Below are 12857 nucleotides of genomic sequence, written 5' to 3' on the forward strand. Positions count from 1 at the left end.
ACCCTGAACGCCATGGCCAAGACCCCCGCTAAGGCTCCCGCCGCCGCCGCCAAGCCGGCCGCCGTGAAGAAGCCCGCCGCCCCGAAGGCTGCCGCCGCTCCGAAGGCCGCCGCCGCCGCTCCCGCCAAGAAGGCCGCCGCGCCCAAGGCTCCGGCCGCCGCCAAGGCTTCGGCCCCGAAGGCCGCCGCCTCCATCGGCGCCGCCACCGGCAAGCTGGTGCAGGTCATCGGCGCCGTCGTCGACGTCGAGTTCGAAGGCCCGCTGCCGGCCATCCTGAACGCGCTTGAGACGGTCAACACCGCTTCGGGCCAGCGCCTGGTGTTCGAAGTCGCCCAGCACCTGGGTCAGAACACCGTCCGCGCCATCGCCATGGACGCCACCGAAGGTCTGGTCCGCGGCCAGGCCGTGCGCGACACCGGCGAGTCGATCCGCGTTCCGGTCGGTCCGGGCACCCTGGGCCGCATCATGAACGTCATCGGCGAGCCGATCGACGAGCAGGGCCCGATCCAGTCGGACATCTACCGCACGATCCACCGCGACGCCCCGTCGTTCGCCGACCAGACCAACACCGCTGAAGTGCTGGTCACGGGCATCAAGGTCATCGACCTGATGTGCCCCTACACCAAGGGCGGCAAGATCGGCCTGTTCGGCGGCGCCGGCGTCGGCAAGACCGTGACGATGCAGGAACTGATCAACAACATCGCCAAGGCTTACGGCGGTTACTCGGTCCTAGCCGGCGTGGGCGAACGCACCCGCGAAGGCAACGACCTGTATCACGAGATGATCGAGTCGAACGTCAACGTCGACCCGAAGGCCAACAACGGCTCGACCGAAGGCAGCCGCTGCGCCCTGGTCTACGGCCAGATGAACGAACCCCCGGGCGCCCGCGCCCGCGTCGCCCTGACCGGCCTGTCGATCGCGGAATACTTCCGCGACGAGGAAGGTAAGGACGTGCTGCTGTTCGTCGACAACATCTTCCGCTTCACCCAGGCCGGCGCCGAAGTGTCGGCTCTGCTGGGCCGCATCCCCTCGGCCGTGGGCTACCAGCCCACCCTGGCCACCGAGATGGGCAACCTGCAGGAGCGCATCACCTCGACCAACAAGGGCTCGATCACCTCGGTCCAGGCCATCTACGTGCCCGCCGACGACCTGACCGACCCGGCCCCGGCCGCTTCGTTCGCCCACTTGGACGCCACCACCGTTCTGTCGCGCGACATCGCCGCCCAGGCCATCTTCCCGGCCGTCGATCCGCTGGACTCGACCTCGCGGATCATGGACCCGCTGGTGATCGGCGAAGAGCACTACAACGTGGCCCGCTCGGTCCAGGAAGTGCTGCAGCAGTACAAGGCCCTGAAGGACATCATCGCCATCCTGGGCATGGACGAGCTGTCGGAAGAGGACAAGCTGACGGTCGCCCGCGCCCGTAAGATCCAGCGCTTCCTGTCGCAGCCGTTCCACGTCGCCGAGCAGTTCACCAACACGCCGGGCGCCTTCGTCCAGCTGAAGGACACCATCCGCTCGTTCAAGGGCATCGTGGACGGCGAGTACGACCACCTGCCGGAAGGCGCCTTCTACATGGTCGGCCCGATCGAGGAAGCCGTGGCCAAGGCCGAGAAGATGGCTGGCGAAGCGTAATGACCGACGAACACGAGCTGATCAATTTCTGCTGCGAAGAGCTCGAGGATGCGGTGTCTTCGGATCCCGAAGACGCGCTGATCGAGCACGACAGCGGGTTGATCCTGCTCAATCTGGGTCATCGGGAAGAGGGTGGTGAAACCGGCGTCGTGCTGGCCACCATCCGCTTCTGCCCGTTCTGCGGGACCGAGATCCAGACCGACGAAGACATCGAAGCGGCCCTGGGCGCCGTGGAGACTCATGACTGATGGCTAAGCTGCACTTCTCCCTCGTCGCGCCCGAGCGCGAACTGTTTTCGGCGGACGTCGACCAGGTCGACGCCCCCGGCACGGAAGGCGATTTCGGCGTCCTGCCGAACCACGCGCCGTTCATGACCACCCTGCGCGAAGGCCGGGTCACGGTGCGCGACGGTTCGACCGTGCGCCTGTTCGACATCCAGGGCGGCTTCGCGGACGTCGGTCCCGACGGCTTCACGATCCTGGCCGAACACGCGGTCGAAGCGGTCTAAGCGCCGGCTTCATCGCTGAAGGCAAGACGGCCCGGGCGCGAGAGCGTCCGGGCCGTTTCGCGTTCGGGGGCGTGGTCGTCAGACGTCAGAGGTCGACCGCCCCGGCGGCGCCGGCGCGCTTGCGCCAGACCACGTACGGGATCGACACGATCACGTTGACCACCAGGAACAGCAGCACGGCGGCGACCAGCGCCTTGGCGTCGGGGTAGTTCACGTGGGCGACGGCCAGGGCCAGGCCCGGATGCCGCGACGCGGTCGCCAGGGCCAGGACGGTGCGGTCGCTGGGGTCGGGTCCGCCCAGGGCGTGGCCCACGGCCAGGCCGACGACCACGAAGGCCACGAACGCCAGCACCGTCCCGTCGCCCACCAGGCCGGCCATGTGCCGCCACTGGCTGACCAGGATCAGCAGGGCGACCACCACCAGCAGCAGGAGGCCGGCCTTGGAGACGATCGGCGCCAGCTTCGCGGCCAGGGCCGGCGCGAAATAGGCCAGGGCGATCCCGGCCAGCAGCGGGATCAGGATCGTCACGGCGATCACGGACGCCACCTTGGGGGTCGCGATGCCCAGCGGCAGGCCCGACACCCGCTGGATCAGCTCCAGGGCCAGGGGGACCCAGAGGATCGACACCAGGCCCATGGTGGCCAGCAGGCTGATGGCGTAGCTGGCGTCGCCCCCGGCCTTGAGCTGCTTGCGGGGCAGGATCGGCGGCGTCGGGGCCAGCGACAGGGCGATCAGCATGATGGCCACCGGCGCGGACAGGCCCACGAACTTGACCAGCAGCACCGCCACGATCGGCATGACCAGCATGATCGCCAGCGCCGATCGCGCCGCCAGGGCCGGATGCCGGACCAGATGGACAAGGTCCCTGGGTCGGGCGCTCAGGCCCAGCGCGAAGACGATCGTCACGATGCTGATCTTGACGCCCAGGGGAACCAGTTCCGCCAAGGTCATCGAATCCTCCTCGTAGGAGCTCCAGGCTTCGCGCGCCGGAAACGCCCCCAGTTTCCCGTCGCCCACCCCGCGCCGCCATACGGCAAAGACCTCGTTCGGCCCCCGCAATTCCCGGTTTCGGGTCCGGGAGCGAAGTTGAAGGGATAACGATGTTCTCCCGATGGTGGATTGCGGCTAGTCTGGGGGCCGCGCCCGTCGGCGCCGGGGGAATCGCGATGCGCGTCCTAGCCACCATCCTGACCCTGGCCGGTTTCCTGGCCGTCGGCTCGGCCCAGGCCGTCCCGACCTATCGGCAGCAGGTCGTCGACGTCTTCAAGAGCGTCTGCCTGCCGGCCGGGACCAATGTCGCGGCGATCGCCTCGACGGCCGCCACCTTCAACTGGCAGCCGGCGCCGGCCTCGATCAAGGCGATGTGGCAGGGACCGGCCACCAAGGTCTGGGTCTCGCCCCAGACCGCCCGCCTGTACCTGGCCCAGTCGCCGCAGGACGGCTACTGCCAGGTCGGCTACTACGACGGCGCCCAGCCGGTCACCGGCGACCCGGCCGCCTTCTCGACCATGCTGCGCAACATCATGATCCACGCCGGCATCGCCGTCGGGTCGGGCTTCGTGAAGACCGCCGAGGACAACCAGCTGATCCAGAAGGGCACCTATGTCTCGCCCGCCTATCCGAACCTGAAGATGTACGTGGTCGTCGCCAACTTCCCCGACGCGGCGACCTTCGTGCTGAGCACCGCCAAGCCCTGAGACCATCGTCGAAGGCAAAACGGCCCGGACGCGAGGGCGTCCGGACCGTTCGGCGTTCCCGAGGGGACGCGGCCTAGAGGAAGAAGTCGCTCGTCGTGAACGAGGTGACCCCGAGGACGTGGACGTAGAAGTCGGCCAGGCCGTCGCCGTTCACGTCGCCCTGCAGGACGGCCTCTCCGCCGGAGACGTCGTAGCGCAGCTGGCCCGAGACGCCGGTGAAGGCCGAGGTCCCGATCAGGGTGAAGGCCTGGTCGTCGTTGAGGTTGGTCCGGGCGTCGATCGTAGCGAAGTCGATCTTGTCCACGCCGCTGATGAAGTCGGTGATGATGTCGTGGTTGATCTCGGCCACGGCGTTGAAGTCGAAGTCGTCGGCCCCGCCGCCGCCGGTGATCACATCGTGGCCCAGTCCGCCGATGATGCGTTCGCCCGTGGACGAGCCGATGAAGACGTCATCCCCGGCCCGCAGGTCGGTGAAGGTGATGCCCGACACGGCGATGGCCGAGAAGTCGAAGGTGTCGGCCCCATCGGTGAAGCCCATGCCGGTGTGGCTGGTGCCGTTGGCGCTCTCGGCCGCGACGGCCTCGATGCCGGTCATCGAACTGATGTTGATGACCGCATAGTCGGTGGCCGCGACCAGGGTGTCGTAGCCGTCGCCGCCGTCGACCGCGGAGATGCCGGCGCTCTGGTAGAAGCTGATCTTGTCGTTGCCGCCGCCGGTGTAGATCAGGTCGTTGCCGCCGTTGCTGACCACGTTGTCGGCGCCCGCCGAGCCGTAGACGATATCGTTGCCGAGGCCCGCGTCGATCATGCCGACCTGGGTGACGGCGATGTTGCGCAGGTCGATCACGTCGACCTTGTCGGGGCCGAGGTCGGAACCGATGATCCGGGTGTCCGAGAAGACGTTGCCCTGGATCGCCTCGATGCCCTCCAGGGTGCTGTAGATGATCCAGACGCCGCTGTCCTGCGCCACGACCGTGTCGTAGCCGGCCCCGCCGTGGACCACGTCCAGGCCCTGGTTGTTGCTCACCCGGATGATGTCGTTGCCGTCGCCGGTGTCGATGTAGTCGTTGCCGGTGCCGCCGTCGACGATGTCTGCCCCCGCGGTCCCGTAGAAGGTGTCGTCGCCGGCGTTCATGTGGATCAGGCTCAGGCTGCCCGTCACGGTGATGTTGCGCAGGTCCAGGGTCTCCGAACCGAGGCCGCTGATGATCTGGACATTGCTGAAGCCGCCGGTCGAGATCTCCTCGACGCCGGTCATCGCGGCGATCTGGAACGCCGACCCGTTGGCGCTGGCCAGCAGCCTGTCCCAGCCGGCCCCGCCGTCGATGGTGTCGTAGCGGTTGTCGGGGCCGCCCGAGACGAAGGTGTCGTTGCCCAGTCCGCCCGAGAGGGTGTCGGGGCCGGCGCCGCCGTCGATCACGTCGTTGCCCGCGCTGCCGACGATGACGTCGGCCTGGTTGCCGCCGACGATCTGGGTGACGCCGGTGATCTCGACGTTGGTGAAGTCCCAGTTGGCGAAGGACAGCAGGTTCGCCAGGCCGATCTGGACGTTGGTGAAGCCGCCCGAACTGATCTTCTCGATGCCGGTCAGGCTGGAGATGGCGATCATCGTGTTCCGGGTCGAGGCCCGGATCTCGTCGTAGCCGGCTCCGCCGTCGAAGACGTTCTGGCCGGAGGTCTCGTCGACCAGGAACAGGTCGGCCCCGCCGCCGCCGTACAGGGCGTTGTAGCCCTCGCCCCCGACGATGACGTCGTCGCCGTCCAGGCCGTAGATCGTGTCGTTGCCGTTCTGGCCGTACAGGATGTCGGGCCCGTTGGTGCCGTAGATGGTGTCGTGGCCTTCGCCGCCGGCGATGGTCAGCGTGCCGGTGCTGGCCACGCCGCTGAAGTCGAGCAGGTCGTTGCGGTCGCCGCCCTGGAAGCCGACGTTGGCGAACCCGCCGGTGTTGACGGCCTCGATCCCCGCCAGGCCCCGGAAGTTGACCACGAGGTTGCCGGCGGTGAACCGGATGGTGTCCGTGCCGGCGCCGCCGTCGACGATGTCCCAGCCCTCGTCGCGGCCGATCAGGAAGGTGTCGTTGCCGCCGCCGCCGGTCATGACGTCGTCGCCGTAGCCGCCGATGATGATGTCGTCGCCGACCCCGCCGTTCAGGGTGTCGTTGCCTTCGCCGCCCGTCAGCTGCCAGTCCTGGACGTCGGGTACGGTGAAGCCGTCGTTGCCCGCCGTGCCGGTCCAGTAGCTGTCGAGCTCGTCGATCAGGTTGACGACGATGTTGCCCGTGCTGGCCAGCGAACCGTCCGACGCCTGGACGGTGATCGTGTGGCTGGCCTGGGTGTCGTGGTCGAGCAGGCCGGCGTTGGCCACGGTGACCACGCCGGTCGTGGCGTTGATGGCGAAGCGGCCGCCGGCGTCGTTGGTCAGGCTGTAGGTCACCGTCCCGCCGTGCGGGTCGGGCGCGCCGACCGTCAGGCCGCCGACCACCGTCCCGTTCGTGGCGTGCTCGGACACCAGGGTGGGCGCGCCGTTGGTGTCGGTGGGCGTGGCCGGGGCGGCGTTCAGCACGTCGATGGTGAAGGCGGCGCTGGCCGATTCCGAGCCGCTGGCGGCCTGGACGACGATCTGGTGCGAGGTGGCCGCCTCGTAGTTCAGCAGGTTGGCGTTGGCCACCGTGACCACGCCCGTGGCGGCGTTGATGGCGAAGCGGCCGCCGGCGTTGTCGAGCAGGCTGTAGACCAGCGGGCCGCCGTGGACGTCGGCGGCGCCGAGCGACAGGCCCGACACCACGGCCCCGTTCACCGCGCCTTCGGAGATGGTGTTGGCCGCGCCGTCGCCGTCCACCGGCGCGTCGTTGGCGACATTGGCCACCGCGATGGTGAAGGCCTGGCTCGAGAACGCGCCCTGGGCGTCGGTGGCGCGCACGACGATCTGGTGCGAGGCCGCGGCCTCGAAGTTCAGCAGGCCGGCGTCGGCCACGGTGACCACGCCGGTCGCGGCGTCGATGGCGAAGCGGCCGCCCGCGTCGTCGGACAGGCTGAAGCTCACCGTCCCGGTCTTGGCCTCGGTCGCCGAGGCCGTGATCCCGACCAGGTCGCCGTTCGCCGCGCCTTCCGAGACGCTGTCGGCGGCGGCGTCGACATCGGTCGGCGCGGTCGGGGCCGCATTGGCCACGTCGATGGTGAAGGTGGTGTCGGCCGCTGAACCGGCGGTCCCGTCGCTGACGCGCACGACGATCTGGTGCGCGGCGGCGACGTCGAAGTCCAGCAGGCTGGCGTCGGCCACGGTGACCACGCCGGTGGCGGCGTCGATGGCGAAGCGGCCGCCCGCGTCGTCGGTCAGGCTGTAGGTGAGCGTCCCGCCGTTCGGGTCGGTCGCGGCGATCGCCAGGCCGGCCACGACGGTCCCGTTGACCGCGTCTTCGGACACGGTGTTGGCGGCGGCGTCGGTGTCCGCCGGCGCGCTGGGCGAGGCGTTGGTCACGGCGATGGTGAAGGTCTCCGAGGAGACGTCCGTCCCGTCGCTGACCTGGACGACGATCTGGTGGGAGGTCGCGGTCTCGAAGTCCAGCAGACTGGCGTCGGCGACGGTGACCACGCCGGTGGCGGCGTCGATGGCGAAGCGGCCGCCGGCGTCGTCGGTCAGGCTGTAGGTGAGCGTCCCGCCGTTCGGGTCGGTCGCGGCGAGGGCCAGGCCGGCCACGACCGTCCCGTTGATCGCGTCCTCGGACACGGTGTTGTCGGCGGCGTCGGTGTCCGCCGGCGCGGTCGGCGCGGCGTTGGTCACGGCGATGGTGAAGGTCTCCGAGGAGACGTCGGTCCCGTCGCTGACCTGGACGACGATCTGGTGCGAGGCCGCGGTCTCGAAGTCCAGCAGGCCCGCGTCGGCGACGGTGACCACGCCGGTGGCGGCGTCGATGGCGAAACGGCCGCCGGCGTCGTCCAGCAGCGACCAGGTCAGGGTGTCGCCGTCGGCGTCGAGGGAGCCCAGCGAAAGGCCGGCGACGACCGCGCCGGTGAGGGCGTCTTCTGAGATGGTGTTGTCGCCGCCGTCGGCGTCGATCGGCGCGTCGGGGGCGGCGTTCAGCGCGTCCTCCTCGGCCAGAAGGGGGTCACCGTAGCCGAGGGTATTGATGGACATGCCTACTCTCCACACTGAAGGCTTCGCGCACAGATTGTGTAGCTCAAGGTTGCATGGGCCCCGAGGGGGCGCCTAGAGCTGGACTGTGGGGTGCGACGAAACAGCTGTGGAGCGATGCGGAGGCGCCCGGTCGAGGCGCGATGGCCTGCTTTCCGTCCCTGAGGCGCTAGGCCGCACCCCTCCGGCGAGAAAATTACACCTGTGACCCATTCTCCGCCTTAATCCGTCACCATAAGGGTTGCGAGGGAACGCCTGTCGGTTTTAATGCCGACCTCTTGCCTAACGGGGATAACTCGACCATGCGCCTTGCGCTCGCCAGCCTGATTGCCCTCGGCGCGGTTTCGACCGCCGTCGCCCAGGAGCAAACCGCTCCGACTGCCGCTCCCGCTGCTGCTCCGGCCGCTGCGCCGGCCGCCGCGCCCGCGGCGCAGACGCCCGCCACCCCCGCTGCTCCGGCCGACACCATGACCGCGACCCCCGCCGTGGCCGCGCCGCCGGCCGGCCAGGCTCCGGAATATGTCGCGCCGACCCGCGGTCCGCCGACCACCGACCCCGTCTCGCTTCAGCTGCTCGGCGTGCTGGACAAGGTCTGCAAGCCCGCCGTCGTCGGCGGCGACATGCCGACCCTGGCCAAGGCCGCCGGCATGAAGAAGAAAAAAGAGCAGTGGGTGATGGATATCGGCAAGCCGTATCTGATCGCCGTCGACAACCCCGGCTCGAACAAGAACGTCTGCACCGTCACCATCCAGTACGCCCAGGGCGACGCCCAGGCCCAGGCCCTGGCCAACGCCCTGCACGACTGGGCGACCTGGGAGAACAAGCCGCAGCTGCGCCTGATCCGCAACGACCTGACGGTCAGCGACGTCAAGCGCCTGACGGTCTCGTGGGACGACGCCTGGGCCGACGGCCACGCCGGCCTGGTCTACATGCGCCTGAAGAAGCTGGACGACAGCTCGATCGGCAAGAACTACGAGCAGGCCCAGATCCTGTACTCGACCACCAGCCGCTAAGGCGGCCGGCGACGGGAGGCTTGCCCTCCCGTCCGATGGTCCTATCTAGTCGAAGGCGCGGGGACGACCCCGCGCCTTTTCCTTTTTTCCGGGGACGACCCCGCTCACCTCTTCGCGAGGTCAACAGGAGCAGGTCATGGCCTGGATCATCCTCTTCGTCGCCGGTCTGTTCGAGATCGGCTGGGCCGTGGGCCTGAAGTTCACCGAGGGCTTCACCCGCCCCATCCCCACCATCCTGACCGCGATCAGCCTGGTGGCCTCCATGGGCTTGCTGGGCTGGGCCGTGAAGTCGCTGCCGCTGGGCACGGCCTATGCGGTGTGGACCGGCGTCGGCGCGGTCGGCACGGCGGTCGTCGGCATCCTGCTGTTCAAGGAGCCGGCCACGGCCGGGCGGCTGGTCTGCCTGGCGCTGATCGTCTCGGGCATCCTGGGGCTGAAGCTGTTCACGCCGGCCCACTGAGGGGCCCACCGGGGCTCAGGGCGCTCGCCGGGCGTCAGCAGCAGGCCGGCGTTCCGCAGGCGCAGGCCGCGGCCGATGCTGGCCGTCCACCAGACGATGAAGGGGGCGGCGACCAGGCTGGCCGCCGCCACCGCCAGCCACGGCGACAGGCTGGAGCCCATCGCTGGTCCGATGATCGCCAGGCCCAGGCCGATCAGCATCTCGGGCCAGTGGAAGGCCAGGGCCGCGCGGCCGCGCAGCCGGCCCTCGTCGCGCTGCTGGGCCGACCAGCCGGCGTCGCGGCCCAGGGCCACCGACAGCAGGGCGCGGGTGTGGGCCGCCATGATGATCGGCGCGGTCAGGGTAGAGGCGACCGTCTCCAGGCCGACGCTGGCCAGGGCCCGCCAGGCCCCGCCGAACCGCCGCGCCCGGCCCTCGGCCAGCATCATCCCATAGGACATCAGCTTGGGCGCCAGGACGAAGGTCAGGCTGACGGCCAGGACGATCGCGCCGGCCAGCGGATAGCCGCCGCCGTCGTCCGTCCCGGCCTCGGGCGCCGACAGCAGGGCGCCGGTCACCACAAGGGCGATCCACAGCGGCGCCAGGGCGTAGCTCAGCACGCCGCGCGCCAGGTGCAGGCGGCTGACCGGATGCAGGCCCCGCGCGCCCAGGACGCCCAGGTGCTGCAGGTTGCCCTGGCACCAGCGCCGGTCGCGGATCAGGTGGTCGATCAGGGTGGGCGGGCTCTCCTCGAAGCTGCCGCCCCAGTCGTCGTTCAGGGGCGCGGGCGCCAGGCGCACGCCCCAGCCGGCACGGCGCAGGAAGGCGGCCTCGACGAAGTCGTGGCTCATGATGTGGCCGCCGAACGGTTTTCTTCCTTTGAGGTGCGGCAGTCCGCTGGACTGCGCGAACGCCTCGACCCGCAGGATGGCGTTGTGGCCCCAGTAGTTGCCTTCGGTCCCGCTCCACCAGGCCACGCCCCAGGCCGCCAGCGGGCCGTACAGGGTGTTGGCGAACTGCTCCAGCCGGCCGAACACCGTGCGCCGCCCGACGATGGCCGGGGCGGTCTGGATCAGGCCCAGCGACGGGTCGGCCTCCATGGCGGCGGCCAGCCGCCACAGGGTCGGGGCGTCCATCAGGCTGTCGGCGTCCAGCACCACCATGTGGTCGTAGGCCCCGCCGTGGCGGCGCACCCAGTCGGCGACGTTGCCGGCCTTGCGGTCGATGTTCTCGGGGCGATGGCGGTAGTAGGCGCGCGGCCCCGCGCCGCCCCGGCGGAAGGCGGAGAAGCCCCGCCGCTCCTCGGCGATCACCTCGGGCCGGCGGCTGTCGCTGAGCACGACGATGTCGAACATCGGCGTCAGGCCCAGGGCGTGCAGTCCGGCCCGCATCGCGGCCAGGCGGCCGAAGAACGGGCCGACGTCCTCGTGATAGATCGGCGCCAGCAGCGCCGTGCGGCGCGTCAGAGGCCGCAGCGGGGTCCGGGCCATGGTCCGCTCCCAGGCGCCCGGCCGCCGCGACAGCCACAGCCCGCCCAGGCTGGCGGCGAACGAGAAGGCCATCCAGCCGAACAGCACCAGGATCAGGGTGAGGTGGGCGACCTCCAGCGGCTCCAGCCCGTCCTCGGCCATGGCCGCGGTCACCGCGAACACCGCCAGGCCGGTCGAGCCGGCGCAGAAGGCGGCCAGGGCGGCGCGTCGCCGGCCCAGGCCCGGGACGGCCGCGAAGCGGGCCGGCCGGGCCGGCTGATGCAGCGGCTGGTCGGGCATGGCCAGGGGCGCCGGCGGCGGGGCGGCGTCGTCGAGATCGCGCGGATCGTCGAACGAACGCGCCTCGGCGCGGCGTCGTTGTAGGCTGTCGGTATAAGCGTGCATACAGACCTCGTCGGCGCAGAAACTCGTCCTGTGCGTCAAGGTTCCTGAAGTGTAGGCGCTTTGTTGCTTTAGTGTTTCATCGCTGAATTTCTAAGCAACGCGGCCTTTTATACTATCAAAGTTCCGCCACTTCGCCGTGTATAGACCAGATGCTCGCCGCGAAACCGCCGCATTCGGCGGGGCGGGCGAAACCGCTTCAGGCGGCCGCGCGGTTCTCGTCGGCGATGAAGTCGAGGCAGGTCTCGGCGACCTCTTCCCAGCCGGGCTCGCCGGGCAGCCAGTGGCTCATGGCGGGGAAGACCTCGCAGGCGCCGCCCAGGCGGGCGGCGGTCTGGCGGACGGTGGCCGGCGGGTGGACCACGTCCTGGCCGCCGGCGATCGCCAGGGTCGGGGCGCCGACGGGCCCGACATTGGTGGTCATGAACGGGTCCATGAACCAGTTCAGCGTCTCCCACAGCGCCCGGCCGCTCTCGGCGACCATGCGGCCGTAGAGCGCCTTGCGGCGATCGCGGGGCAGGCGGTCCAGGCTGTAGCGGCGCACCACGCCGTAGTCGGGCTCGACGGCCTGCAGCCAGTAGGGGCCCAGGGCGTAGAGGCTGACGGCCGAGGCCGCTTCCTCGATCGTCGCGCCCGAGACGCCCCAGGGCGGGGAGGGGGCCAGCAGGATCAGACGCGAGACGGGCGCGCGGCCTGCCGCCATCTGGGCCACCAGCCCGCCCATCGAGTGGCCGATCAGCACCGGCGGCTCGTCGCAGGCGCGGCACAGGGCCGCGATCTGCCGGGCGTAGTCGGCCATCGACCGGCCGGCCACCAGCGACCCGTCGCCGTGCCCCAGCAGGTCCGGGGTCTGGACGACGTGGCCGGCGGCTTCGAACGGACGGCGGAACGCATCGAACGTCCAGCCGCCGCAGAAGGCGCCGTGCACCATGATCACCGGAGTCGCCACGCGTCTCGCCCACCCCTCGGCCAAAGCGCCGAAGGGTCCAGCCTACACGCTACTTCTTCGGCGCGGGTGAAGATTTGGCGGTCGACTTTGCCGCAGGGGGCTTGGCCGCCTTAGGGGCCGCCGCAGGCTTGGCCGCCTTGGGGGCCGCCTTGGGGGCCGCCTTGGGGGCCGCCTTGGGGGCAGGCTTGGCGGCGGGCTTGGCGGCCGGCTTCGGCGCGGCGGCCTTGGCCGGGGCCTTGGCGGCGGCGGGCTTGGCCGCGGCCTTCGGAGCAGCCGCCTTCGGAGCGGCGGCCTTGGCGGGCGCGGGCTTCGCGGCCGGTTTCGCCGCCGGCTTGGCGGCGGCGGTCTTGGCCGGAGCCTTGGCGGCGGCGGGTTTCGCCGCGGCCTTCGGGGCGGGAGCGGCATTGGCGGGCGCGGGTTTCGCGGCCGGCTTCGCGACGGGCTTGGGCGCGGCGGCCTTGGCCGGGGCCTTGGCGGCGGCGGGCTTGGCCTCGGCCTTCGGCTTGGCGGCGGCCTTCGCTGCGGCCGGCTTCGCGGCCGGGGCGGCCTTGGCGGTCGCGGGCTTCGCGGCGGGCTTGGTGGCGGCGGCCTTGGCCGGAGCCTTGGCGGCCG

At 70.5% G+C, this 12857-nt stretch carries 10 protein-coding genes and 1 pseudogene; 6 read left to right on the forward strand and 5 right to left on the reverse strand.

The genetic code is table 11. The features are described from left to right. Positions 1-12 precede the first annotated feature (12 nt). The 3 genes from atpD to WAE60_RS12930 are packed head-to-tail and all read left to right on the forward strand — an operon-like array spanning position 13 to position 2143. Complete coding sequence (gene atpD, locus WAE60_RS12920) at positions 13-1635, forward strand: F0F1 ATP synthase subunit beta (RefSeq protein ID WP_337686883.1); 1623 nt, start codon at positions 13-15, stop codon at positions 1633-1635. Next, entirely contained in the window at positions 1635-1883 is a 249-nt protein-coding gene (locus tag WAE60_RS12925; RefSeq protein ID WP_029910885.1) for a hypothetical protein, read from the forward strand. The genes atpD and WAE60_RS12925 overlap by 1 nt, the downstream gene beginning before the upstream one ends. Next, positions 1883-2143, forward strand: a complete 261-nt coding sequence (locus WAE60_RS12930) for an ATP synthase F1 subunit epsilon (RefSeq protein ID WP_029910888.1) — start codon at positions 1883-1885, stop codon at positions 2141-2143. The genes WAE60_RS12925 and WAE60_RS12930 overlap by 1 nt, the downstream gene beginning before the upstream one ends. A gap of 85 nt (positions 2144-2228) precedes the next feature. On the opposite strand, the gene WAE60_RS12935 is transcribed toward WAE60_RS12930, so the two are convergent. Continuing rightward, positions 2229-3095, reverse strand: a complete 867-nt coding sequence (locus WAE60_RS12935) for a hypothetical protein (protein ID WP_337686887.1) — start codon at positions 3093-3095, stop codon at positions 2229-2231. A gap of 215 nt (positions 3096-3310) precedes the next feature. Between WAE60_RS12935 and WAE60_RS12940 the strand changes: the two genes are divergently transcribed. Beyond that, positions 3311-3841: a hypothetical protein gene (locus WAE60_RS12940; RefSeq protein ID WP_029910899.1), complete on the forward strand. Its 531-nt coding sequence runs from the start codon at positions 3311-3313 to the stop codon at positions 3839-3841. Positions 3842-3914: 73 nt separating this feature from the next. Here the strand turns inward: WAE60_RS12940 and WAE60_RS12945 are convergent, their stop codons facing one another. After that, the gene (locus tag WAE60_RS12945) at positions 3915-7976 is read right to left on the reverse strand and encodes a cadherin domain-containing protein (protein ID WP_337686888.1); all 4062 of its coding nucleotides are present in this window, start codon (positions 7974-7976) and stop codon (positions 3915-3917) included. 299 nt (positions 7977-8275) lie between these two features. On the opposite strand from WAE60_RS12945, the gene WAE60_RS12950 reads away from it, so the two are divergent. Then, positions 8276-8986, forward strand: coding sequence for a hypothetical protein (locus tag WAE60_RS12950; RefSeq protein ID WP_029910903.1), 711 nt, complete (start codon positions 8276-8278; stop codon positions 8984-8986). 136 nt (positions 8987-9122) lie between these two features. Next, entirely contained in the window at positions 9123-9446 is a 324-nt protein-coding gene (gene sugE / locus WAE60_RS12955) for a quaternary ammonium compound efflux SMR transporter SugE (RefSeq protein WP_029910904.1), read from the forward strand. Positions 9447-9463: 17 nt separating this feature from the next. Here sugE and mdoH read toward each other — a convergent pair. The 3 genes and pseudogenes from mdoH to WAE60_RS12970 all read right to left on the reverse strand — a co-directional run. Next, a pseudogene (gene mdoH, locus WAE60_RS12960) lies at positions 9464-11299 on the reverse strand (glucans biosynthesis glucosyltransferase MdoH); the annotation flags it as partial. A gap of 196 nt (positions 11300-11495) precedes the next feature. Next, positions 11496-12245, reverse strand: coding sequence for an alpha/beta hydrolase (locus WAE60_RS12965; protein WP_156035680.1), 750 nt, complete (start codon positions 12243-12245; stop codon positions 11496-11498). A 49-nt stretch (positions 12246-12294) separates the two neighbouring features. Then, the coding region (locus WAE60_RS12970) for a hypothetical protein (RefSeq protein ID WP_337686890.1) at positions 12295-12857 on the reverse strand (563 nt) is incomplete at its 5' end.

The sequence above is a fragment of the Caulobacter sp. CCG-8 genome, assembly GCF_037402475.1.
GTDB lineage: Bacteria > Pseudomonadota > Alphaproteobacteria > Caulobacterales > Caulobacteraceae > Caulobacter.